The 22,656-nt window shown below is 74.0% G+C and carries 18 protein-coding genes and 3 pseudogenes; 9 read left to right on the top strand and 12 right to left on the bottom strand.

Going from position 1 to position 22,656, the window contains the following annotated elements; translation table 11 throughout:
- The first annotated feature begins 4 nt into the window (after positions 1 to 4).
- A complete protein-coding gene (locus tag F8568_RS27775) occupies positions 5 to 580 on the top strand; it encodes a hemerythrin domain-containing protein (RefSeq protein ID WP_151596645.1) in 576 nt (191 codons plus the stop codon).
- Positions 581 to 675: 95 nt separating this feature from the next.
- On the opposite strand, the gene F8568_RS27770 is transcribed toward F8568_RS27775, so the two are convergent.
- A complete protein-coding gene (locus F8568_RS27770; RefSeq protein WP_151596644.1) occupies positions 676 to 1,917 on the bottom strand; it encodes an oxygenase MpaB family protein in 1,242 nt (413 codons plus the stop codon).
- Between the two features lie 323 nt (positions 1,918 to 2,240).
- Here F8568_RS27770 and F8568_RS27765 point away from each other — a divergent pair, with 323 nt between their 5' ends.
- Positions 2,241 to 2,990: an SDR family oxidoreductase gene (locus F8568_RS27765; protein WP_151596643.1), complete on the top strand. Its 750-nt coding sequence runs from the start codon at positions 2,241 to 2,243 to the stop codon at positions 2,988 to 2,990.
- Between the two features lie 77 nt (positions 2,991 to 3,067).
- A complete protein-coding gene (locus F8568_RS27760; protein ID WP_151596642.1) occupies positions 3,068 to 3,688 on the top strand; it encodes a hypothetical protein in 621 nt (206 codons plus the stop codon).
- A gap of 48 nt (positions 3,689 to 3,736) precedes the next feature.
- On the opposite strand, the pseudogene F8568_RS47055 reads toward F8568_RS27760, so the two are convergent.
- The 3 pseudogenes from F8568_RS47055 to F8568_RS51140 form a co-directional block, all read right to left on the bottom strand.
- Positions 3,737 to 4,378 (bottom strand): annotated as a pseudogene (locus tag F8568_RS47055) (FAD-dependent oxidoreductase); the annotation flags it as partial.
- A gap of 112 nt (positions 4,379 to 4,490) precedes the next feature.
- Positions 4,491 to 4,559 (bottom strand): annotated as a pseudogene (locus F8568_RS51145) (hypothetical protein); the annotation flags it as partial.
- 178 nt (positions 4,560 to 4,737) lie between these two features.
- Positions 4,738 to 4,878, bottom strand: a pseudogene (locus F8568_RS51140) (sigma factor); the annotation flags it as partial.
- Positions 4,879 to 5,021: 143 nt separating this feature from the next.
- On the opposite strand from F8568_RS51140, the gene F8568_RS27745 reads away from it, so the two are divergent.
- A complete protein-coding gene (locus tag F8568_RS27745) occupies positions 5,022 to 5,867 on the top strand; it encodes a helix-turn-helix transcriptional regulator (RefSeq protein WP_151596641.1) in 846 nt (281 codons plus the stop codon).
- A 10-nt stretch (positions 5,868 to 5,877) separates the two neighbouring features.
- Here the strand turns inward: F8568_RS27745 and F8568_RS27740 are convergent, their stop codons facing one another.
- On the bottom strand, positions 5,878 to 7,347 hold the full coding sequence (locus F8568_RS27740; RefSeq protein ID WP_151596640.1) for an MFS transporter: 1,470 nt from the start codon (positions 7,345 to 7,347) through the stop codon (positions 5,878 to 5,880).
- Positions 7,348 to 7,535: 188 nt separating this feature from the next.
- On the opposite strand from F8568_RS27740, the gene F8568_RS27735 reads away from it, so the two are divergent.
- A complete protein-coding gene (locus F8568_RS27735) occupies positions 7,536 to 10,337 on the top strand; it encodes a glycosyl hydrolase 2 galactose-binding domain-containing protein (protein WP_151596639.1) in 2,802 nt (933 codons plus the stop codon).
- Positions 10,338 to 10,347: 10 nt separating this feature from the next.
- Here F8568_RS27735 and F8568_RS27730 read toward each other — a convergent pair whose 3' ends face one another.
- Together F8568_RS27730 and F8568_RS27725 are read right to left on the bottom strand one after the other, a co-directional pair.
- Positions 10,348 to 11,217 (bottom strand): ROK family protein, encoded by an 870-nt coding sequence (locus F8568_RS27730; protein ID WP_151596638.1) that lies wholly within the window; start codon positions 11,215 to 11,217, stop codon positions 10,348 to 10,350.
- A complete protein-coding gene (locus F8568_RS27725; RefSeq protein WP_151596637.1) occupies positions 11,214 to 12,617 on the bottom strand; it encodes an APC family permease in 1,404 nt (467 codons plus the stop codon). Before F8568_RS27725 ends, F8568_RS27730 begins: the two co-directional genes overlap by 4 nt.
- Before the next feature lie 126 nt (positions 12,618 to 12,743).
- Between F8568_RS27725 and F8568_RS27720 the strand changes: the two genes are divergently transcribed.
- A complete protein-coding gene (locus F8568_RS27720) occupies positions 12,744 to 13,934 on the top strand; it encodes an ROK family transcriptional regulator (protein WP_202125414.1) in 1,191 nt (396 codons plus the stop codon).
- A 23-nt stretch (positions 13,935 to 13,957) separates the two neighbouring features.
- On the opposite strand, the gene F8568_RS27715 is transcribed toward F8568_RS27720, so the two are convergent.
- The gene (locus tag F8568_RS27715) at positions 13,958 to 14,137 is read right to left on the bottom strand and encodes a hypothetical protein (protein WP_151596636.1); all 180 of its coding nucleotides are present in this window, start codon (positions 14,135 to 14,137) and stop codon (positions 13,958 to 13,960) included.
- A gap of 105 nt (positions 14,138 to 14,242) precedes the next feature.
- Positions 14,243 to 14,842: a TetR/AcrR family transcriptional regulator gene (locus tag F8568_RS27710; RefSeq protein WP_151596635.1), complete on the bottom strand. Its 600-nt coding sequence runs from the start codon at positions 14,840 to 14,842 to the stop codon at positions 14,243 to 14,245.
- A 49-nt stretch (positions 14,843 to 14,891) separates the two neighbouring features.
- On the opposite strand from F8568_RS27710, the gene F8568_RS27705 reads away from it, so the two are divergent.
- Complete coding sequence (locus F8568_RS27705; RefSeq protein ID WP_151596634.1) at positions 14,892 to 15,845, top strand: NADP-dependent oxidoreductase; 954 nt, start codon at positions 14,892 to 14,894, stop codon at positions 15,843 to 15,845.
- A 13-nt stretch (positions 15,846 to 15,858) separates the two neighbouring features.
- On the opposite strand, the gene F8568_RS27700 is transcribed toward F8568_RS27705, so the two are convergent.
- The 3 genes from F8568_RS27700 to F8568_RS27690 all read right to left on the bottom strand — a co-directional run bounded on the left by F8568_RS27700 (position 15,859) and on the right by F8568_RS27690 (position 19,498).
- On the bottom strand, positions 15,859 to 17,706 hold the full coding sequence (locus tag F8568_RS27700; protein WP_151596633.1) for an MFS transporter: 1,848 nt from the start codon (positions 17,704 to 17,706) through the stop codon (positions 15,859 to 15,861).
- A 136-nt stretch (positions 17,707 to 17,842) separates the two neighbouring features.
- Positions 17,843 to 18,814, bottom strand: coding sequence for an NAD(+)/NADH kinase (locus F8568_RS27695; protein ID WP_151596632.1), 972 nt, complete (start codon positions 18,812 to 18,814; stop codon positions 17,843 to 17,845).
- Positions 18,815 to 18,823: 9 nt separating this feature from the next.
- Positions 18,824 to 19,498: a TetR/AcrR family transcriptional regulator gene (locus tag F8568_RS27690; RefSeq protein WP_151596631.1), complete on the bottom strand. Its 675-nt coding sequence runs from the start codon at positions 19,496 to 19,498 to the stop codon at positions 18,824 to 18,826.
- A gap of 156 nt (positions 19,499 to 19,654) precedes the next feature.
- Between F8568_RS27690 and F8568_RS27685 the strand changes: the two genes are divergently transcribed.
- Together F8568_RS27685 and F8568_RS27680 are read left to right on the top strand one after the other, a co-directional pair.
- On the top strand, positions 19,655 to 20,779 hold the full coding sequence (locus F8568_RS27685) for a hypothetical protein (RefSeq protein WP_151596630.1): 1,125 nt from the start codon (positions 19,655 to 19,657) through the stop codon (positions 20,777 to 20,779).
- Positions 20,780 to 20,847: 68 nt separating this feature from the next.
- The gene (locus F8568_RS27680) at positions 20,848 to 22,644 is read left to right on the top strand and encodes a hydroxysqualene dehydroxylase (RefSeq protein ID WP_151596629.1); all 1,797 of its coding nucleotides are present in this window, start codon (positions 20,848 to 20,850) and stop codon (positions 22,642 to 22,644) included.
- The last annotated feature ends 12 nt before the right edge of the window (positions 22,645 to 22,656 follow it).

The raw sequence follows: 22,656 nt of genomic DNA, 5'->3' as shown, positions 1-22,656 counted from the left end.
ACCGATGGCAGACGTGTTCGGGGTGCTGGCACGCGACCACACCGAGGTCAAGCGGATGCTGGACGACCTGGAGGCCGGGCCCACCGCGGCGACCGGCGCGAGCGAGGACGCGCTGGCGCGGCGCCGCACCCTGCTGCAGAAGCTCATCACCGCGGAGTCCATGCACGAGGCGGTCGAGGAGCAGTACTTCTGGCCCGCCGTCCGCGAGCACGTCCCGGACGGTGACGCGCTCGCGGCCCACGCCATCGCGCAGGAGCAGTCCGCCAAGCTGGAACTGGACGACCTCATCGCCGCGCACCCCCTGCAGGACCGGTTCGAGGGCCTGCTGTCGGACTTCGTCGCCGGCGCCCGCGAGCACATCGCCTTCGAGGAGGAGCGGGTGTGGCCCCTCCTGCGCGGGGTCATCACCGCCGAGCAGGCGAACGCGCTCGGCGGCAGGCTGCGGGCGGCCAAGAGGTTCGCGCCGACGCGTCCGCACTCCAATACCCCGCCCAAGGCGGGGCTGCTGAAGGCGGCCGGCCCGGTGGTCGGCGCGGCCGACCGCATGCTCGACCGGATGACCGGCCGCGACCGGGGCTGAACCGGCGCCCCCGGACACCGATGCCAGGCCCGGACCCGGCCCCGGACCGGGTTCTCCGGCCGCGTCGCGCCGAGGACGCGGCCGGAGAGGCCAGGTCAGTAGTCGGGGTTGTTGGTCGTCGGGATCTGGATGCTGATCGGGTAGTTCGCTCCCGACAGCACGAGCAGCACGCCCTGCCGGATGATCTCGTCGAACACCCAGTAGAACTCGCGCAGCTCCTTGGGGGCCTTGGTGATGTCGAGGACGCCCTCGCGGACGGCGACGAACGGCGGCCAGAGGTTCTCGAAGACCGGATCCCACACCGGCTCCTCCGGGATCTTCAGCCAGGTCGCGATCTGGTCGCCGAGCACGTAGCGGGTGAGCGCGCCGAGGATGTGCTTGGTGAGGATGCCGCCGTCGATGAAGGCGGCGAGGTTCAGCAGGATGTCGGCGAGCTTGATGCCCTCGGGGGTGGGCGCCAGGATCGGGTCGAGGACCTGCGCCGCCTGCGCGTTCGCCTCGTCCCAGGACTTCGGGATGTACTCGTCCCTGATGCCGAGCATGTGCGCGGCGAGCTGCCAGGAGTGCAGGAAGGCCGCGGACTCGTCGGCGGGGACCGCGATCTTCCACTTGGCGAACTGCTTCATGACCGTCGTCGGCAGGCTGTGCCAGGTGACCATCATGTCGGCCTGGCTGATCGGGATCTTCTCGTCGGCGACCTTGGTCCAGTACGCGGACCTGGGCAGCAGGTTGCGCACGCCCGCGTGGGCCAGCCGGGTCTTGACGCAGGTCACGATCATCTCGCCGGCGGGCTGGAAGGCCTGCTCGGTGCCGATGTCGTAGCCGAGCTTGGCGGTCTTGGTGATGCGGTCGCGCATGTCCGCGCCGCCCTTGGAGTAGTAGACCGCGCGCGCCTCGTGCGGGATGGCCGTGCTCATCATCCCGCTGGCGAACCCGTAGGTGACGCCGAGGTAGAGGCCGCGCTTCTGGTTGAACTCGAACGCCTTGGCGAGCTTGTCCTGGTCCGTCCAGGACGGGAGCCGCCGGGCACGCTCCACGAAGTCGCGCAGGTCCGCGGGCAGCCCGCTCGGCAGTGCCTGGCCGTTCTTGGTCCAGGTCTTCAGCAGCTCGTTCACCTTGGGGACGTCGCCCCGTTCGAGCAGTGAGGCGACCAGCGAGTCGGCCTCCTCGTCCCACACCCACTTCGGGTCGGCGCCCTCGCCGCGGCCGGCGACCGACCCTTCGGGCGACCACGTCCACAGCGAGTTCGCTCGCGCCGGCGTCGCGACGGTCAGCGCGCCGAGCGCGCCGAGCGTCCCGCCGGCCATCAGCACGCTGCGCCTGCTGGGTTCATCCATGCTTTCGCTCCTCCTCGGGGCCAGAGCACCTTCCTGACACGCGGTGACGCATCGTCGTTTCCGACGAGCCACCCGGAACACTAGACCGCTATTGGCGTTCCGCCAATAGCTACTGGCGATCTGGTTATCGCACGCGGCGACCCAGCCGCCGCGGCACCTACGCCGGCGGAGAGTATGACCGGTCCCGAGCCCGCCGCGGCTGACGTCAAGGGGCGGTCGGGATCTGCTCTGGGGGCGGCCAAGGAGAGCGTCCGCGCGGATCGGACCCGCCGGGCCAGGGCAGGGGCGGCGGAGGACGTCACCGGAACGGAAGGAGAGCCGTCATGAGGATCCTGGTCATCGGCGGCACCGGCCTGATCGGCTCGAAGGTCGTGGCCATGCTCGAAGCACAGGGGCACGAGGCGGTCCCGGCCTCCCCGAAGACGGGGGTGAACACGATCACCGGCGAGGGTCTGGACGCGGCGGTGGCCGGCGCGGACGTGGTGGTCGACGTGTCGAACTCCCCGTCCTTCGAGGACGAGGCGGTGCTGGCCTTCTTCACGACCTCGACCGGCAACCTGCTGGCGGCGGAGAAGAGAGCCGACACCGGCCACCACGTCGCGCTGTCGGTGGTGGGCACCGAGAGGCGGCCGGACGTCGGCTACTTCCGTGCGAAGCTGGCCCAGGAGCGGCTGATCGAGGAGTCGGGCGTCCCGTTCTCGCTCGTGCACGCCACGCAGTTCTTCGAGTTCGCCCACCAGATCGCCGACGCGGCCACGGACGGCGGCACGGTCCGGATGCCTTCGGTGCTGTTCCAGCCCATCGCGGGCGAGGAGGTCGCGCGGGCGGTCGCCGACGCGGCCGTGGGAGCGCCGCTGAACGGGCGGGCCGAGATCGCCGGACCCGAACGGTTCCGGATGGACGAGTTCTTCCGCGCGGCCCTGGCGGCGTGGGGCGACGCGCGCGAGGTCGTCACCGACCAGGACGCGCCCTACTACGGCAGCGTGATGCGGGAGCCGGACCTCGTGCCGGTGGACGGTGCGTCGCTCGGCGACGTCACGTACACCGCCTGGCTGGCGGAGAGCGGCGGGTAGCGTATCGCTCCGGGGCGATGACCGCCCCGGCCTCGTCGCCGCCCAGCACGGCGACGCGTCCGTCACGGAGGATCGGGATGAGGGACCTGCCGCACGTCTACTGGATCGGCGGCGGGTCGGGCGCGGGCAAGTCCACCATCGCCCGCCGCATCGCGGAACGGCACGGCTTCCGGGTGTACGCGACCGACGACGCGATGCCGGAGCACGCCCGCCGGACCGCACCCGGCGACAGCCCGTTCCTGAGCGGGTTCAAGGCCATGGACATGGACGAGCGGTGGGTGAACAGGACCCCGGAGACCATGCTCGAGACGTTCCACTGGTTCCGGGGCGAGGCGTTCGAGGCGATCGTCGAGGACCTGTCGCGCCTGCCCCGGGAGCCGTGCGTGATCGCCGAGGGGTTCCGGCTGCTGCCGCGCCTGGTGAAGCCCCTGCTCGCCGCGCCCGGCCGCGCCGTCTGGCTGCTGCCGACGCCCGCGTTCCGCCGGGCCGCGCTCGACCGCAGGGGCTCGACGTGGGACATCGCCGGCCGGACGGGCGATCCGGAGCGGGCGCTGCGCAACCTGCTCGACCGCGACCGGATGTTCACCGACCGCGTCCGGGACGAGACGAGATCCCTGGGCCTGCGCGGCATCGAGGTGGACCTCGCCATGACCGAGGACGAGCTGGCGGACCGGGTGACGGCGGCGCTCGGGCTGTGACCCGGACGGAGGCATCGGCGAGGAGCGGCAGGCCGCGAAGCGCGCCGCTCATGCAGCGGGAACGGTCCCTTCCTCAGGGAAGAACGGGAGGTCGAGGCGGACGTGGTCGGCGGCGGCGAGGATCGCCGCGGCGTCGTCGAACGGCGCTGCGACGGTGTCGCCCGCGGCGAACACCTCGGGAAGCGCGCGCAGCCGCCGGTCCACCGGCACCCGCCCGAGCGGATCGAGGTCGCCGGAGATCTGCCGGGTGAGGTCACTGGCCCTGAGCCCGGCCGACCAGACGACCGCGTCCGCCTCGACCACGGTCCCGTCGGACAGGACGGCGTGCCCGTCGCCGACCTCCGCCACCGTCGTGCCGAGGCGGCGCTCGATGCCGAGGTCGTCCAGCGCCGCCTCGATCACCGGGCGCGGGCCGGGGCCGAGCCCGTCGCCGACCACCGGTGACCGGTCCACCAGCAGCACCCGGCCCCGGGCCGCGAGAGCGGTCGCGGCCTCCAGCCCGACGAACCCGGCGCCGGCGACCACGGCGGCATATCCATCGCGGCCCCGCAGGTGGCCGGTGAGGCGCCGGGCGCCGTCCAGGGTGTCGATGTCGAAGAGCCGTTCGGCGCCGGGAAGACCGCGCGGCCGGACGAGCGCGCTGCCCGCCGCCAGCACGAGGCGGTCGTAGCCGATCTCGCGGCCGCCGGCCGTGACCGTACGGGACGCACGGGGCCGCTCCCGGACCGCGGCGACCCGCGCCCGCGCGGGAGGCGAGCTTGCGGCCGGCCGCGGGCGTGCCGCCGAGGACCTCGGCGATCCGCGTGAACGGGAAGCCGAACACGTCGTGCAGCACCAGCGCGACGCGTTCGGCGGGGGCGAGCGTCTCCATGACGACCAGCATCGCGGTGCTCACCGACTCGTCCATGAGCACCCGCGCGGCGGTGTCGGGCCTGGTCAGCAGCGGCTCCGGCAGCCACGGCCCCACATGACTCGCGCCGGACGCGCACCGACTTCAGCACGTTGTAGGACGTCCGCGCGGCGACGGTCACCAGCCAGGCCCGCAGGTCCCGCACCCCGGACAGGTCCGCGGCGGCGGCGCGCAGCCAGACCTCCTGCGTGACGTCCTCGGCCTCGGCCACGCTGCCGAGGATCCGGTAGGCCGCCCCGAACACCGCGGTACGGTGCGCCGCCCAGACGTCCTCCGCCATCGCGCCGGCCGGTTCCACCTTCGGCTCCCGCTCCTCGCATCAGTGACCGGCGTCCGATCCTAGACACCGCGGCCCGAGGTCCGCGCGCCGCCGGGAACCCCCGACCCCGGAAACGGCATGAGCGGAGAGAATATCTTCGAGTCATGTATCCCGGTTCTGCGCTTGGTGAGTTCCTGCGGTCCCGCCGTGCCCGGCTCCGGCCCGAGGACGTCGGGTTGAGCCCGGGGCGCCGGCACCGGCGGGTGTCCGGGCTGCGCAGGGAGGAGCTGGCGCCGCTCGCCGGGGTCAGCGTCGGGTACTACACGCGGCTGGAGCAGGGGCAGGGCCCGAACGTCTCCGCCGAGGTGCTCGACGCCATCGCCCGCGTCCTGCGGCTGGACGACGACGAGCGGGACCACCTGCACCGGCTCGCCCGGGCGGCGCGGGCCCGCGAGCGGGTCAGGCCGGAGCGGCTGCGGCCGGGCATCAAGCTGATGGTGGACTCGTTCACCGAGGTGCCCGCGATGGCGGTGGGGCGCCGGGGCGATGTCCTCGCGTGGAACCGCCTGGCGCACGCCCTCCTGGCCCCGCACTGGGACTTCGACGGCGCGGAGAAGCCGAACTTCGTCCGCGTCGACTTCCTGGAGACCGGCTTCGCGCGGGAGCTGTACGTCGACTGGGAGCAGAAGGCCCGCGACGACATCGCCTACCTGGAGGGTTCGCTGAGCCGGTTCCCCGGCGACGAGGGGCTGGCCGCGCTGGTGGAGGAACTGTCGGCGCTCAGCCCGGAGTTCCGCGCCATGCGGGCGGAGCACCCGGTGGCGAACTGCGCGTCCATCTCGCGCGGCTACCGGCACCCCGAGGTGGGCGTCATGACCCTCACCTCCGAGCTGCTGCGCACGCCCGACGACGAGGGGCAGGGCGTCGCGGTGTTCCAGGCGGAACCGGGCTCGCCGTCGAGCGAGCGGCTGCGGCGCCTCGCCGGGCTCGTCGCCGCGACCGCCCGCTGAGCGGCGCCGATCAGGCGGTCAGGCGATGCTCGGCCGGAGCGTCGGCGGAGCGCCCGGCCGCCCGGCCGGCGCCGGCCCGGCGGAGCAGGACGCCGCCCGCGACCGCGCCGAGCAGCGCGACCGCGCCGGCCGCGAGGAAGGCGGCGTGCAGCCCGCCCAGCGTGGCCGCGGCCGGGGTCGCGGCGCGGGCGAGCGCCTCGGTCCGGGCGGCGGCGATCGCGGTGAGCCCGGCGACGCCGATCGCGCCGACGTAGGTGGGCATCTGGGCGAGGCCGCCCGCGACGCCCTGGTCGTCCCGGTCCAGGCCGGACGTGATCGTCGTGACGGCGGCGACCACGGTCAGGACGTGGCCGAAGCCCATCGCGGCGGACAGGGCGAGCAGGACCGCGAGACCTCCGTGCTGGGGCAGGGCGGCCATCGCCGCGGTGCCCGCGGCCTGCACGGTCAGGCCGAGCGCGGCGGTCGCGGCCGTCCCGCGCGCGTTGATCAGCCGGGCGGCGAGGGTGCCGGCGGCGAGGGCCGCGACGCCCTCGCCGAGGAAGCCGAGCCCGGTCCGCAGCGGCGAGTAGCCGAGGACGTCCTGCATGTAGATGCTGAGCAGCAGCGTCGCGCCGCCGCACATGCCGAAGGTGACCAGGCCGATCGCCATGCCCCACGCGACGGTCGGGCGGCGCAGCAGGTGCGGCGGGACGAGCGGAGCCGCATGCCGGGCCTCGACGGCGAGGAACGACCCGAGCAGGACCGCCGCGCCCAGCAGGGCCGCGAGCGTCGGCGCGCTGCCCCAGCCCGCCTCGCCGCCGGTGGAGACGCCGTAGACCAGGGCGAACAGCCCGCCGCTCGCAAGGATCGCGCCGGGGACGTCGAGCCCGGTCCGGGTCCGCCCGGCCGTCTCGCGGACGACCGTGAGCGCGCCGGCCAGCACCAGGGCGCCGATGCCGGCGAGGAGCAGCATCGTCCAGCGCCAGTCCAGCCCGCTGGTGATGAGCCCGCCGCCGATCGTCCCGATGACGAACCCGAGCGACAGCAGCGCGCCGTTGACACCGAGGGCCCGGGTGCGCCGCGGCCCTTCGGGGAACGCGGCGGTCAGCAGCGTAAGGGCGGTCGGGCCGATCATCGCCGCCGCGACGCCCTGCCCGGCGCGCGCCGCGATCAGCAGCCCCGGGCTCGGCGCGAGCGCGGCCGCCAGCGACAGCGAGGTGAAGCCCGCGACGCCGGCCATGAACAGCCGGCGCCTGCCGAGCATGTCGGACGCGCGCGCGAACAGCGGCATCAGCGCGGCCGTCGGCAGCAGGCACGCGGTCGCCACCCACTGGAGGGCGGAGGTACTGGTGAAGCCCAGGTCGCGGCCGATCTCCGGGAGGGCCACGGTGATGATCGAGTAGTCCAGGCCGGTCATGAAGGTCGCGCCGCACAGCGTGACGAGGATGAGCCATCCGCGCGGCCCGAGCCGCGCGGCGCCTGGAGAAGTCCCTGTCGTCATGCCCTCGAGGCTGCTGCCCGCGCGGACGACCTGCCAGCGCCCTGCTGAAGGTACATCCGCCAGGTGCAGTTTGAGCGCGCGGTCGCGGGACGCGGCGGATCTTTGCCCGCGTGCGCGTGTGGCGGCGGCCGGTTCCGGTGATCGCACAGGTAGTGACCGCCTGACGACGCGCCGACCGCAGAGGAACCATGTCGAAGCCCGGACGACCGCCCGCCGCCCTGGCCGCCTGCGCGGTCCTCGCCCTCGCCGCCCCGCCGCACGCCGTGCCCGCCGCAGCGCGGGAGAGCGCCGGACCCGCCGTCCTCGCGCCCGCCGGGGAGGACGGCGCTTCGGACCTCGTCCGGGGGTGGCGGATCCAGTCCTCGGCCGTCGCCGGGACCGACGGCGCGCGGATCTCGCGACCGGGGTACCGGACGTCCGGCTGGCTGCCGATCGGCCGTCCCGGGACGCTGATGGCGGGCCTGCTGGAGAACGGCCGCTACCCGCACGTCTTCCGCTCGGACCGGCTGGCGTCGGTGCCGGCCGGGCAGTTCGCCGTGAACTGGTGGTACCGCGACGAGGTGGTCCTGCACCCGCGGCGCGGCGGCCGCACCTTTCTGGTCATGGACGGCGTCTCCGGCACCGCCGACCTGTGGCTGAACGGCGTCCGGATCGACGTCCGCTCGCGGCTCCAGGGCTCCTACTCGCGCTTCGAGTACGACGTGACCCGGCAGGTGCGGGACGGCGCCAACGCGATCGCGCTCGACGTCGCGCCGAACAAGGCCAGGACCTACCTCACCGGCAGCCGCCTTGACTGGAACCCGGCCGCGCCGGACCAGGGCACCGGCCTGGAACGCCCGCCGAAGATCGTCCAGGAGGGGCCGGTGTCGCTGCGCGACGTCCATGTCGTGCAGCGCAACGCTCGCGACTTCTCCCGCTCGGACCTCACCGTCAAGGCCGTGCTGCGCAACAACACCGGGACGGAGCGGCGGGCCGAGTTCTCCGGCACGGTCGGCCGGGGCGCGACGCGCCTGCCGTTCGGCACGGCGGTGACGCTGCCGCCGCACGCCGTCCGCCCCGTCGCGCTCGGCCTGCGCCTCGACCACCCGGACGTGTGGTGGCCGTACCGGCTCGGCGGCCAGCCGCTCTACCACCTCGCCGCGCACGTCCGCGCGGACGGCCGGGAGAGCGGACGCTACGCCGAGGACTTCGGCATCCGCACCGTCACCTCGTCGCTGACCCGCGCCGTCCCCGGCAGGACGCACGTGCCGCACGGCTACCGGCGGTTCGCGGTCAACGGCGTGCCGATCGTGATCCGCGGCGGCGGCTGGTCGCCCGACATGTTCCTGCGCTACTCGTCCCGGAACGTCCGCGACCAGCTCGCCTACGTCAAGAACCTGGGTCTGAACGCGCTGCGGTTCGAGGGCAACTTCCCGCCGGACGACATGTTCCGGCAGATGGACCGCGAGGGCGTCCTCGCCATGACCGGCTGGCAGTGCTGCGACCGCTGGGAGGACCCGTACGCCGAGTGGAGCGAGGAGCTCAAGGCCAACGCCGCCGTCCAGGCGGCGGCCGTCGCCCGCCGGCTGCGCGACCACCCGAGCGTGTTCGCGTTCTTCCAGGGCAGCGACGCGGCGCCGGACGCGGCGAAGGAGTCGGTGTACGTGCCGGCGTTCGAGGCCGCGGACTGGGGCACGCCGCAGATCGCGTCCGCGCAGGACAAGGCGTCGCCGCGGCTCGGCCCGTCCGGCGCCAAGGAGGGACCGTACAACCACGTGCCGCCGGTGTACTGGTGGAGCAACGGCCGCGAGACCGCCGCCGTGCACGACCCGTCGTACACCAACGCCGGGAGCGCCTGGGGCTTCGACACCGAGACGAGCGCGGGCAACACCGTCCCGACCCAGGACTCGCTCGACCGCTTCCTGACCCCGGACGAGCAGTCCGCGATCTGGGATCCGGCCACCGCGCGCGGTCCCCGTTCCGGCCGGGACCTGTTCCACGTGTACGCCTACAACGACTACACCAGGACCGCGCGGATGGGGCAGTACAACACCCCGCTGTGGCACCGGTACGGGCCCTGGTCCGACATGGCGTCCTACCAGCGGATCGCGCAGATGGGCGGGTACGAGGCCGCCCGCGCGCAGTTCGAGGCGTACATCGGCAACTCCAAGGATCAGGCCAACCCGAGTACGGGCGTCATCTACTGGATGCTGAACAAGGCCTGGCCGTCGCTGCAGTGGAACCTGTACAACCAGGACTTCGACCAGCCCGGCGTGTACTTCGGCGCTAAGAAGGCCGGAGAGCCGGTGCACATCATGTACGACTACGCGTCCGGTGCGGTGAAGGTCGCCAACCTGACGGGGAGGCGGCAGGCAGGGCTGGCGGCGCGGGTGCGGCTGATCGACCTCGACGGCACGGTGGAACGGACCCTCCGTCCCGCCGTCCCGGCACTGGCCGCCCAGGACGTCCGGACCGTGGCCACCGCGCCGCCACCCGAAGGCATCTCCCGGACGTACTTCCTCGAACTGGCGCTGACCCGGCATGGAGCGACGGTGAGCCGCAACGTCTACTGGCTGTCCACGAAACCGGACGCGGTGGACTGGAAGAACACCCTCGGCAAGGGCAGCGGCGCGACCTTCCGGCCGGACGGGTACGCCGACCTGACCGGCCTGCGCACGCTGCCCCGCGCCGCGGTGCGCGCCACGGCGGCCACCCGCCGCGACGGCGCCGACCTGGTGACCACGGTCACGATCACGGCGACCGGGACCGCGCCGACCGTCTTCACCAGGGCGGACGTGCGGCGCGGCGCTCCCGGCGGGCGCCCGCTGCCCGGCGACGACCAGGTGCTGCCGATCCGCTGGAACGACAACGACGTGACGCTGTGGCCAGGGCAGTCACAGACCCTGACCGCCCGCTACCGCGCCTCGGACCTGCGCGGCGCCGTCCCGGTCGTGAGCCTGGCGGGCTGGAACCTGCCCCTTCGCACCGTTCCCGCCGAGTCGCGGGCGTGAGGAGCGGGCCTCACGGCCTGGTCCCGGCGAGCGCGATGGCGCCGATGAGCGCGGCGTCGTCGACGAACCGGGCCGTCACCACCTCCGGCGGGAACGGGACCGCCCGCGCGACGGTCGCGCGGATCGCGGGCAGCAGGGACGGCTCGGCGGCCATGCCGCCGCCGAGGACCACCCGCTCGGGGTCGAGGGTCGTCGCGAGGTTGGCGACCGCCAGGCCGAGCGTCCCGGCGGCGTCGTCGAGCAGCGCCGCCACTCGCGGGTCGTCCCGGCGGGCGAACAGGCCGGCGGCCGTCACCGGCCCGCCGAGCGCGGCCGAGGCCCGCGCGGCCAGGCCGCTGCCCGAGGCGTGCTCCTCCAGCGGCGCGCGGCCGTCCGCGCACCCGGGCTCGCCGGGGCGGCGCAGCAGGTACCCGATCTCGCCGGCGGCGCCGTGCGCGCCCCGCACGACCCGCCCGCCGACGACGAGCCCGGCGCCGAGACCGGTGCCGAGGTTCACGTAGACGCCGGTGCCGACGCCCGCGAGCCGCCCCCAGCGCGCCTCCGCGGCGGTGGCCGCGTTCACGTCGTTGTCGATGCGCACGGGCGCGCCGAGGCCGCCGGAGACGAGGTCGGGCAGCGGCAGGTCCTCCCAGCCGGGAACGTTCGGCGCGAGCCGCACCCGCCCGTCCCGGACGACGCCGAACGTCGAGACGCCCACCGCGGTCACCGTGCCGGGGGTCTCGGCGACGAGGCGGCGCGCCGCGTCCAGCGCTCGGCGCACCACCTGCTCCGCACCGTCCGCGGCCCGGGTCTCCAGGCGGGCGCGGCGGAGCGGCGTCCCGGCCGCGTCGGCGGTGGCCAGCGCGACCTTGGTCCCCCCGAAGTCGATCCCGAGGATCATGCGGCCTGCGGTTCGGCGCCGCCGGGCTCGGCGAAGGGCTCGCTGATCTCCTTCGGCCCGAACGGCCAGGTCCGCTCCAGCCGCGCCCAGACCAGGTAGGCGACGACGCCGGCCGCGAGCCAGCCCAGCGACAGCACGATCGGCCTGGTGCCCGCCGACTTGTAGATGTAGATCCAGCCGGCGAGCGCGACCAGGCTCGGCAGCGGGTACAGCCACATCCGGTACGGGCGGGGCAGGTCCGGCTGCCGGCGCCGCAGCACGGTCAGCGCGACGATCTGCGCGACCGACTGCACGAGCACGAACACCGCGGTCAGCATGCTGATGACGTCGGTCAGGGTGAACAGCGAGCCGATCGCCGTGATGACGCCCATCGCGTACAGCCCGAACGTCGGGAACTTCAGGCGCGGGTGCAGCCGCGCGAACCACGGCAGGAACAGCTTGTCGCGGGCCGCGTTGTAGGGCACCCGCGAACCGCCGAGAAGCCCGGCGAACACCGACGCGAACGCCGTGATGATGATCCCGACCGTGAAGACCCGCGCGGCGCCCTTGCCCCACGTCCGCTCGAGGACGAGGGACGCGAACGAGCTGGACTCCTGCGTCTTCTCCCACGGGATGACGCCGAGGATGCCGACCTGGAACAGGAAGTACAGCGCCATGATGCCGAGGATCGAGAAGATGATCGCGCGCGGGATGACCCGGCCCGGCTGCCGGACCTCCGCCCCGAGGTAGGCCGCCGTGTTGTAGCCGAGGTAGTCGTAGACGGCGATGACGAGCCCGGCGCCGAGCCCGTGGAAGAACTTCGACCCCGCGTCGTGTGGGTAGGTGAACGCCAGGTCGGAGTGGAAGTGGGTGAACGCGGCGAGGATCACGCCGAGCACGGAGACCAGCATGACGATGAAGAAGACCGTCGTGAGCAGCCCGATGTCGCCGATCGTGCGGTACAGCGCCGCGACGACGACCGCGACGACGGCGATCGCGAGGAGGTGGCCGCCGGTCGACAGGCCGGAGCCGTCCACGAGCGAGGGCCACAGGTAGCCGGCGTACTGGACGAGCCCGATCACCCCGGTCGACATGATCAGCGGGATGAACAGCACCGCCGACCAGACGAACAGGAACGGCATCAGCCGGCCGGTGCGGTACTGGAACGCCTCGCGCAGGTACAGGTAGGTGCCGCCGGCGCCGGGCATGGACGCGCCGAGCTCGGCCCAGACCAGGCCGTCGGCCAGCACGATCAGCGCGCCGACCAGCCAGCCGAACATGGCCTGCGGGCCCTCCATCGTGGAGATCATCGCAGGGATGGTGACGAACGGCCCGATGCCGCACATCTGGGTCATGTTCACGGTGGTGGCCTGGAACACGCCGAGCCGCCGTTCGAACCCCGAGCCCGCGGGAGCGGTCATCTCGGTCCTCCCTTCCTCGTGACCGGACGCCGCACCCCCGCCGGACGTCGATGCGAATGTAAGGGAGGCTCCCTAACAAATCAACACCCGGCACGTGCGCCGTGCCGGATATGTCAGTCTTTACGCGTGCCGAGCAGGGAGACCGCCAACACCACCAGCGTGCTGCGGATCATGAACGAACGCGCCGTGTACGAGCGGATCCGGCTGCTCGGGCCGGTCTCGCGGCCGCAGCTCGCCGCCGCGACCGGGCTGTCCAAGCCCACGATCTCGCTCGCGCTCGCCGACCTGGAACGCGCCGGGCTGGTCAAGGCGATCGGCCGCCGCACCGGCGGCGCCGGGCGGTCCGCCCGGCTGTACGGCATCCGCCCCGAGACGGGCTGGGTGATCGGGCTCGACGTCGGCCGGGAGTGGATCCGCGCCGCGCTCGCCGACCTGTCCGGCGAGATCGCGGTGCGCGAGGACGTCCGCTCGGTCGGCGCCGGCGGGGCCGCGGAACCGGCCGCGCTCATCGACCGGCTCGGCCGGATCGTCGACGACCTTGCGAAGGCCGCGGACGGCGCCGTCACCCACATCGTGCTCGGCACCCCCGGCGTCCACGACGTCGAGAACGGGCGCCTCCGGCTGGCGCCCAACCTGCCCGGCTGGGACGAGCCGGGCATCACCCGGCGGCTCGCGCGGCGGCTGCCCGCGCCCTGCACCATCGAGAACGACATCGACCTGGCCGCGCTGGGGGAGCAGGGGTACGGGCTGGGCGAGGGCGTGCCGCACTTCGCGTTCGTGTCGATCGGCACCGGCATCGGCATGGGGATCGTCCTGAACGGCGAGCTGCACCGCGGCGCCCGCGGCGCGGCCGGGGAGATCGCCTGGCTGCCCTTCGGCGAGGCCGACCCGAGGGAGACCCGCTCGCACGGGATGCTGGAGTCGGTCGCCTCCGGCCCCGGCGTCGTGGCCGCCGCGAAGCGGCTCGGCATGACCGGGCCGGTCACCGCCAAGCGCGTGTTCGACGAGGCCAGGGCCGGCGACCCGCTCGCGGCGCGGGCCGTCGCGCACGAGGCGGGGCACGTCGCCCGCGCGCTCGCCAGCGTCGTCGCGCTCCTCGACCCCGACCTGATCGTGCTGGGCGGCGGCATCGGCGGGCACGGCGCCGACGTGCTCCTCGGCGCCGTGCGGGACCGCCTCGAGACCATGACCCCGCTCGGCGCGCCGCGCGTCGAGGTCTCCGCCCTCGGGGACGACGCCGTCGTCCTCGGCGCCCTCGCCACGGGTTTGGAAACGGCCCGCGACCTGGTCTTCACCCGCGCCGTGACCGAAGCCTGAACCGCCGCGGGGCCCGGCCGGCTTCACGGGGTCGGCAGGTCCAGCTTGGCGGCCAGAGCCTCCAGCAGGTCCGCCTGCCGTTCCGGGGGCACGTCCGGGAGATTGGTGACGATGTGCAGCTCGTCGGCGCCGGCCCCGGCCGCCCGGTCGAGGTCGCGCAGCGCGGCGTCGACGAGGCCGGCGCCGCGGCGCCCGGCGGGCACGCCGGCAGCGGTGGTTTCTGCTCGCCCGGGCATGCGCGCGGGCGGGGACGTCCTTTCCGGGTGGGTCGGAGCCGCCTCGCCGTTCTTGCGCCCTCCGGAGCGGGATCAACGAATGATTTCCGGCGCGGCGGACGCGTCCGCCTGGAACGACCGGATCATCAGGGCCGCGAAGCGGCGCGAGGCCGCGAGCCGCGCCGCCCGCGACCCGGCGCGGATGCCCTCGTTCGCCATGAGGGCGAGCACGACGTCCTCGATGGCGATGTCCTTGCGCAGCCCGCCCGCCGCCTTCGCCCGCCGGATCAGCTCGGCCAGGGCGCGCAGCGTGCGCTCGCGGCCCTCCATCAGGTCGAACGCCTGCGGGTACTGCGAGGTGAGGGCGTGCGCGAAGCCCCGGTCGAGGGCGTGGACCTCCATCAGCCGCTCGATCGCCGCGGCGAACCCCCGCCACGGGTCGGCGGCCGCGAGGCCGTCCTCGACGATGCCGATGCACGCGGCCATCTGCTCGGCGAAGGCCGCCGCGAGCAGCGCCTCCTTGGTCGGGAAGCGGCGGTAGAGGGTGGCCGGGCCGACATGGGCGCGGCGGGCGATCTCCCGCATCGGGACGTCCAGGCCCTCGGCGGCGAACGCCTCCCGCGCCACCTCGAGGATGCGCTCCCGGTTGTCCCGGGCGTCCGAGCGCAGCTTCCGAGCCACTTCGTCCGTCACCGCTCTCACATTAGCCAAACGGACGGGGTGTTCCGTTACGGTCGCCGGCATGAGAGCAGTCCAGTTCGAGAAGTACGGTCCGCCGAGCGTCCTGCACGTCGCCGAGGTCGACGCGCCGCACGCCGGGCCGGGTGAGATCCGCATCGCCGTCCGGGCGTCGGGGATCTCGCCGGGGGAGACGCTGATCCGCTCCGGGGCGATGCGCGACCTGGTCCCGGCGACGCTGCCGTACCGGACCGGGTTCGACGCCGCCGGCGTCGTGGACGAGGCCGGCGAGGGCGTGACGGGCGTCGCGCCCGGCGACGCGGTGTTCGGCATGACCACGATGGAGGCCCGCGGCGCCAACGCCGACTTCGCGGTCCTGGCCGCCTGGGCGCCGAAACCGGCCGCATGGAGCTGGGAGGAGGCGGGCGGCGCCGCCGGGGCCGTCGAGACGTCCACGCGGGTCCTCGACCGGCTGGCGGTCGGCGCCGGGCAGACCCTGCTCGTGCAGGGCGCGGCCGGAGGAGTGGGCACTGTCGCCGTGCAGATGGCGGCCGCGCGCGGCGCCACCGTCATCGGGACCGCGAGCGAGCGGAACCACGACTTCCTGCGCTCGCTCGGCGCGGAGCCGACGACGTACGGGGCCGGGCTCGCCGGCCGGGTCCGCGCCCTCGTCCCGGACGGGGTGGACGCGGTGTTCGACTGCGCCGGAGGGGCGCTGCCCGACCTCGTCGCCATCGCCGGGGACCCGGCCCGCGTGGTGACGATCGCCCCGGACCTCACCGCGGCGTCCCACGGCGTGCACATGTCGCACGGAGCGCCGGCGGACGAGACGGGCGAGGCCCTCGGCGCCGGCGCCGACCCGCTGGCGGTGCACGGCCTCGCGATCGCCGCGGACCTCGCCGGTCAGGGGCGCCTGCGGGTGCCGGTCGCGGCGGTGTTCCCGCTCGCCGAGGCCGCGGCGGCGCACGAGCTGAGCGAGACCCGCCACGCCCGCGGCAAGATCGTGCTCGTGCCCTGACCGTGCCGGCGGGCTAGGGGCCGGTCAGGGGCGGGCCGCGCAGCTCCTTGGGGCAGGACGTGCCCCGGGGCATCTTGTAGGGGGCGGCGAGCCGGTAGGTGCCGGCCCTCGGGGCGACGAGCTCCGTCCAGGAGTCGCCCGAGGCGTCCGGCGCGGTCGGCGCCAGGCAGCCTTCGGGGTTCTCGTACTGCGGCGGCCTGCTGTCGTCGTACTTGCGGATCTGCTTGGACGCGTCGGTCTCGAAGGGAGGCTGGACGCTGTGGCCGTCCCCGTCGAGCAGGCTCAGCCAAGGCGAGTAGGGGAGGCGGACGAGGATCCGGCCCGGTGCGCCGACCTTCAGCGTCATCTCGTTCTGCTCGGCGCGGACGACCGTCGTGTTCGGCTCGGCGAGCGGAGCGGGGTCGGTGACGGCGTACAGGTGCCAGTTGCTGTCGCTCCAGATCTTCTTCAGGTACGGCAGGCCGTTGCCGACCAGCTCCCGCTCGCGCTCGGCGCCGTTGTCGGGCGCGTCCGCGGGGAGGACGACGTAGTGCACGGCCCAGTGCCTCAGCCACTCGTGGTACGTGCCGACGGTGAGCGTGTCGTCGTAGAAGAGGGGGTTGCGCTTGATGTCGGCCTGGCGGTTCCAGCCCCGCGCGAGGTTCACGTAGGGGGCGAGGGCGGAGGCCTCCCGGTGCGAGCGCGCCGGCACGACCTCGACCCGCCCGCGCTCGGCCCCCGCCTTGCGCAGCTCGTGGACGAGCGGCGCGAGGCGGCGGGTCCAGGCGGCGGCCGGGTGGGCGCGGACGACGTCCTGGACCGTCTTGATGCCGATCCAGGTCGTGAAGCCGAGGAACACCAGCACGATCGCGTACCACTTGCGCGAGCGGGGCGCCGTGAAGGGCAGCGCGGCGATCAGCGCGACGCCGGTGAACAGCATCGGCAGGCGGGTGATGTTCGTGCCGATCTGCGAGGTGATCAGCGTGGCGAACAGCACGGTCGCGGAGGTCACGACCGCCGTGATGCGGACCGTCCGCCACTGCCTGGGCACCAGGAGGATGACGGTGATCCCGAAGACGATCGGCAGGATCGCCGAGCCGAGCGGCATCGGCTGCGTGCCGGAGAAGGGGAACAGCCAGGCCGACAGCGCGACCACGACGACGGGCGCGACCCCGAGGGCGTAGGCGGCCGGCCTGCGCTTCTGCAGGAACAGGGCGACGGCGACGAGCCCGATGTACAGCCCGGCGACCGGGGAGCAGGCGGTCGCGAGGCCGGCGAGCGGCCCGGCGGCGGCGGCCTTGGCCCAGCGGCTGCCGCGCAGCGGGCGAGGGGGGCTGAAGACGATCGCGGCGGCGGCGATGGCGAACATCAGGCCGAGCCCGAACGTGACGCGGCCCGACACCGCGTTGCAGACCAGCGCGACGACGCCGGCGAGCGAGGGCCACAGCGGCCGGCGGACGTGCCCGCCGCGGGTGAGGATCACGGTCATCAGCGCCGCCGAGACCGTGCCCGCGATGATCATCGTGGTCCGGACGCCGAGCAGCGACATCACGTACGGCGAGACGGCGCTGTAGGAGACCGGGTGCATGCCGCCGTACCAGGCGAGGTTGTAGGCCGATCCTGGGTGGCGGCCCGCGAACTCGGCCCAGGCGTCCTGCGCGGCGAGGTCGCCGCCGCTGCTGGCGAGCGTGCCGAGCCACAGCAGGTGCAGGACCGCCGCGATCGCCGTCGCGAGCGTGACGGGGTGGCGCAGGAACCGGTTCAGCGACGGGGCCGGCGTCCCGCCTTCGGGCTGCTGCGGCGGCGGTGGCTCGCCGCCGTCCAGGGTCGTTCCGGGCCCCGGGTCGGGATCATGGGCGCGCGGGGCCTGCGCTGCGGTCACTGACGGGACGCTCCATGTCTTGTGCTCATGCCCGGCAGGGCGCTCTGAACCGGTATATGAACACTATGGGGGAAACGCCGGACCCTTCATATCGGGCGCCCCGCGAAGCCGTCCGGCGGACGCGCGGGAGACCCGGTCAGCCCAGGCCGGTTGAGCCCGGGGCCTGGAGCTGCCCGGCCGCGGCCTCGGCGTCGCGGCGCAGCTCGGGCGGGATCAGCTCGAGGAGCTGGTCCGGACGCAGCGGCAGGTCGAGGAGGCTGAGCTTCACCCGGCTGCGGCTGGCGTGGTCGCGCGCCGACAGCCGGACGACCTGGCCCGCCTCCGGCCGCAGCGTCGCGGTGAGGTGGTCGCCGTGCCCGAGCTCGGCGGCGGGCGTCCCGTCCATGTCGAGGGTGACGGGCGCGCTGTCCTCCGCGACGCGGAGCCGGATCTGGTCGGCCGCGCCGAGCACGACGGGCCGGCTGATCCCGGACATGGGGGCGACCGGGGTGATGGCCACCGCGTTCGAGGACGGCGACACGATCGGGCCGCCCGCGGCGTAGTTGTACGCGGTGGAGCCGGTCGGCGTCGAGACGACCAGCGCGTCCGCCCGGTAGTAGCCGTACCGCAGGTCGTTGACGGTGAGGTCGAGGGAGACCGCGCCGGTCCGCGACGGCCGGCCGAGGACGACGTCGTTGAACCCGGACCGGGTCGTCAGCCCGACCGGCCCGGCGTCCACGCACAGGGCGGCGTGCCGCTCGATGGTGAAGTCGCGGTCGGCGAGCCGCGCCAGCGCCCCGGGCAGCTGCGCCGGGTGCACCTCGGCGAGGAAGCCGAGGTTGCCGTGGTTGACCCCGAGGACGGGCACGGGCCGGTCGATCACCAGCCGCATCGCGCCGAGGATCGTGCCGTCGCCGCCGAGCGCGACGAGGGCGTCGACCTCGGCCGCGAACCGGGCGTCCGGCACGACCTCGACCCCGGACGGCACCCGGTGCCGGTCGGCGGGCCGGGCCAGCACCCGCGCCGGGCGGCGGCGCGCGGCCGCCACGATCGCGTCGATCGACGAGCCCACCGCCGCCGTCGGATGGAGCACCAGCCCGACCGTGCTGACCTGCGGTTCCGCACCCATATCCTCACCCTACGGGCCCCTTAGGCCGGGCTCGCGGCGCGGGGCGGCGCGGGGCGGTCCGGGCGGGATCCCGTAGACCGTCAGCCAGATCGACCGGGCGAGCGTGCGCGCGATGCGCTCGTCGCCCGTGCCCTCGTCGTGGTGGCAGTGCGCCGAGATCGTCCGTTCCACCGTCCAGATCAGCACCTGCGCGGTCGTGCGGACGTCCATCTCCGGGTCGACGGTGCCCGCCCGCAGCTCCGCGTCGAGCCGGGCCTGGACGACCTCGGTGAAGCGGCGCATCCGGTCGCGCCAGAACTCCGCGACGTCCGGGTCGTAGCCCGCCACCTCGCCCAGCGCGTGCAGTACCCGGCGGTGCTCGCGGTAGGCGGCGATCATCTGCCGCATGGCGTGCGCGACGCCGTCCACCCCGTCGGCGTGGTCGGCCCGCCACCAGACGACCGCCTCGCCGAACAGCGCCTCGACCGCCTCGTCGGCCAGCGCGATGAGCAGCCGGCTCTTGTCCGGGAAGTGCAGGTAGAAGGTGGAGCGAGCCACCTGGGCGCGCTCGGCGATGCGCTGGACGGGCAGCTCGGTGTACGGCGTCCCATCGGCCATCATCTCCGCGGCCGTCCGCAGCACCCGGCGCCGGACGTCCTCGCGCCGTTCACGGACCTTGCTGCGCGGCTGGGTGGTGGACGCCATGGCGGCAGCGTACCCGCGGCGGCGCCGCCGCGGGCGGCCGTTATCGGACAGTGTGTCGACACAGTGCTTGACACCCTCTGGGGACCGAATCACACTCGGTCCACGGCCCACCAGCAGGGGCCGGACGTCACGGGGGCTCAGCCGAGGAGGCTCAACGTGCCACGTCGCCGCAACTCCCGCCGCCCCAACGCCCGCCGCTTCCCTCTCCGCCGCGCCGCCGCCGCGCTCGCCCTCGGGGCCGCCGCGCTCGTCCCGGTCGCCGCCCCGCCGGCGGCCGGCGCGCAGCCCGCACCGTCGCGGTCCGGCCTGGACGACTGGATCCCGCACACCGACATCAAGCGCTCCGACCTCACCCAGGTGCCCGGCAAGCTCGCCGAGCCGTCCGACGACGGGCCGCACCCCGGGTCCACCACCGAGTGGTGGTACACGCACGTGATGGACCCCGCGACGCACCGCACGTTCATCGCGATGCTGTTCACGGCGCCCGTCCCCACCGCGGTGATCTTCTGGTACCCGGAGAAGGGGGACAAGGTCGTCCTGCCGGAGCCGACCGCGCAGGTGACCGCGAAGCCCGGACCGTCCGTCGACAGCAGCGCCGGCAGCCTGGTGTGGGACGGCGCGCGCCGCGCCTACCACCTGCAATGGCACGGGCTCTTCGCCAAGGCCGACATCTGGTTCGACCGCGCGCTGCCCGGCGTCACCGGCGGGCCGATCCGCTACGACGGCGGCCAGACGATGTACTGGAGCGCGCCCGTCGCGACGAGCCGGGTGCGCGGCTGGCTCCAGCCGCCCGGGTCGTCCTCGCGGATCGGCGTGGACGGCTGGCGCGGCTACCACGACCACAACTGGGGCGAGTTCAGCGTCGTCGACCAGCGCTACTCCGGCTGGGAGTGGGGCGTGTCCCACGAGCCGGACGGCACGGCCACGCTGCTCGGCGGCGTGGTGAAGGGCGACGGGACGTGGCAGGGCGTCGTCGGGCGCGTCACCGCCCGCGAGACCTACGGCTGCATGACCACCATCGAGCTGTCGGACTGGCGGACGTCCGGGCTGTTCTCCTACCCGGAGACGACGACGCTGTCCTGCCCGTCCTCGCTGCTCGCGACGCCGAAGGGGCTGGAGGGAGCCCGGCCGGGGCTGCGCACGAGCTTCCACGTCGTCGACCCGTTCATCCTCGACGCCGGGCTGCTGGCGCTGCCCGAGTCGCTCGGCCGCACCGTCCCGGGCTCGCTCGGCCTCATCGAGCACATCCGCACGCTGCCGCCGCGGCTGCCGCACTCCTGACCGGCGGACGCCCGGCACCGGACGCGTCGACCCCGTACGTTCACCCACCCCCGAGGAGGCGGCGACCCATGACCACCCAGCACGGGAACGACACCGGCGGCGGCACGGACGGCGTCTCGCGCCGCCGGGTCCTGTACGGCACGGCGGCCGCGGGCGCGGCGACCCTGCTCCCCGGAACGCGCGCGGCCCGCGCGGCGGGCAGGCGCAACGCGGAGACGGTCGCCGTGCTCGGCGGCGGCATGGCCGGGCTGGCCGCCGCCCATGAACTGATCGAACGCGGATTCGCCGTCACCGTCTTCGAACGCAAGGCGCTCGGCGGAAAGGCGCGGAGCATCCCCGTCGAAGGGACCGGGAAGGGCGGACGGCGGGACCTGCAAGGCGAGCACGGGTTCCGCTTCTTCCCCGGCTTCTACCGGAACGTGCCGGACACGATGCGGCGCATACCGTTCCCCGGCAACGCCGACGGCGTCCACGACAACCTTTTCCCGCTCAGCTCGACGCGCATTTCCCGCAACGCCGGCCGGTCGGACGTCATCGTCCCGGAAGTGCTCGCGCCGGGCGGCGGGAGCCTGGACCTGGACGTGCTGAAGGAGACCCTGACCGGCCTCGCCCAGCAGGCCGCCGCCATTCCCGCGTCCGAGTTGGCCCTTTTCCTCAACCGCTTCATCGTCTACCTGACCAGCAGCGACGAGCGGCGCCTCGGGCAGTGGGAGCACGTCCCGTGGTGGGACTACATGCGCGCCGACGGCAAGTCCGAGGACTACCGGGCGATCATGGTGCGGTTCCTGACGCGCGGGCTGGTCGCGGTGAAGGAGGAGGTCGCCAGCACCAAGACCGTCGGCGCGATGGGGGAGGCGTTCCTGCTGTCGGGCCTCGGCCTCGGCACCGACGGCGGCCTCGCCCGCATGCTGAACGCCCCCACCAACGAGGCGTGGATCGACCCGTGGGTGAGGTACCTGCGCGGACGCGGCGTCCGGTTCGAGGTCGGGCAGACCGCCGAGGCGCTGGAGGTCGGCGGCGGACGCGTCCGCTCCGTCCGCCTCGTGGACGCGGCGGGCCGCCGCCGCGACGCCGCCGCGGACTGGTTCGTCTGCGCGATGCCGGTGGAGCGGGCGACCGGGCTGCTGTCGCCGGCCGTCCTCGCGCTCGACCCGTCGCTGGCGTCGATGCGGGATCTGCACACCGAGTGGATGAACGGGCTGCAGTTCTTCCTGCGCCGCTCCCCGCACGGGATCGACCAGGAGGTCAATTTCATGGACTCGCCCTGGCAGATCACCGCGGTGCTGCAGAGCAGATTGTGGAAGCATGACTTCGCCCGCGACTTCGGCGACGGAAAGGTCGCCGACTGCCTCTCCCTCGACATCTCCGACTGGGACACCCCGGGGATCGTGTACGGGAAACCGGCGAAGAAATGCACGCGCGCGCAGATCGCGAAGGAATGCTGGGCGCAGATGAAGGATCACCTGGAGGACACCGGCCGGTCCGTCCTCCCCGACGACCTGCTGCACTCGTGGTTCCTCGATCCCGCGATCAGCTGGCAGGCGTCGGCCGGCGGCAACGCCAACGACGAGCCGCTGATGGTGAACACGGTCGGCAGCTGGGAGAAGCGCCCGGAGGCCCGGACGAGGATCCCGAACCTGTTCATGGCGGGCGACTACGTCCGGACGAACGTCGACCTGGCCACCATGGAGGGCGCCAACGAGTCGGGGCGCGCCGCCGTCAACGCGCTGCTCGACGCGTCCGGCTCGCCCGCCGGCCGTGTCGAGATGTGGACGCTGTACCGGCCGCCCGAGCTGGACGGCCTGAAGAAGCTCGACGCCCAGCGCTACCGCGCCGGCGAGCGCAACCTCTTCGACACCCTGTGAGCCCTGGCCGCG

The organism is Actinomadura physcomitrii (assembly GCF_008923205.2).
Lineage (GTDB): Bacteria > Actinomycetota > Actinomycetes > Streptosporangiales > Streptosporangiaceae > Spirillospora > Spirillospora physcomitrii.
This window is presented reverse-complemented; position numbering and strand designations above follow the sequence as displayed.

What these genes read in the sequence shown, in the direction of transcription:
- F8568_RS27775 (WP_151596645.1), top strand. Translation starts at nt 5, where the DNA reads ATGGCAGACGTGTTCGGGGTGCTGGCACGCGACCACACCGAGGTCAAG.
- F8568_RS27695 (WP_151596632.1), bottom strand. Translation starts at nt 18,814, where the DNA reads ATGGGTGCGGAACCGCAGGTCAGCACGGTCGGGCTGGTGCTCCATCCG.
- F8568_RS27745 (WP_151596641.1), top strand. Translation starts at nt 5,022, where the DNA reads ATGTATCCCGGTTCTGCGCTTGGTGAGTTCCTGCGGTCCCGCCGTGCC.
- F8568_RS27735 (WP_151596639.1), top strand. Translation starts at nt 7,536, where the DNA reads ATGTCGAAGCCCGGACGACCGCCCGCCGCCCTGGCCGCCTGCGCGGTC.
- F8568_RS27680 (WP_151596629.1), top strand. Translation starts at nt 20,848, where the DNA reads ATGACCACCCAGCACGGGAACGACACCGGCGGCGGCACGGACGGCGTC.
- F8568_RS27765 (WP_151596643.1), top strand. Translation starts at nt 2,241, where the DNA reads ATGAGGATCCTGGTCATCGGCGGCACCGGCCTGATCGGCTCGAAGGTC.
- F8568_RS27760 (WP_151596642.1), top strand. Translation starts at nt 3,068, where the DNA reads ATGAGGGACCTGCCGCACGTCTACTGGATCGGCGGCGGGTCGGGCGCG.
- F8568_RS27730 (WP_151596638.1), bottom strand. Translation starts at nt 11,217, where the DNA reads ATGATCCTCGGGATCGACTTCGGGGGGACCAAGGTCGCGCTGGCCACC.
- F8568_RS27725 (WP_151596637.1), bottom strand. Translation starts at nt 12,617, where the DNA reads ATGACCGCTCCCGCGGGCTCGGGGTTCGAACGGCGGCTCGGCGTGTTC.
- F8568_RS27740 (WP_151596640.1), bottom strand. Translation starts at nt 7,347, where the DNA reads ATGACGACAGGGACTTCTCCAGGCGCCGCGCGGCTCGGGCCGCGCGGA.
- F8568_RS27690 (WP_151596631.1), bottom strand. Translation starts at nt 19,498, where the DNA reads ATGGCGTCCACCACCCAGCCGCGCAGCAAGGTCCGTGAACGGCGCGAG.
- F8568_RS27770 (WP_151596644.1), bottom strand. Translation starts at nt 1,917, where the DNA reads ATGGATGAACCCAGCAGGCGCAGCGTGCTGATGGCCGGCGGGACGCTC.
- F8568_RS27705 (WP_151596634.1), top strand. Translation starts at nt 14,892, where the DNA reads ATGAGAGCAGTCCAGTTCGAGAAGTACGGTCCGCCGAGCGTCCTGCAC.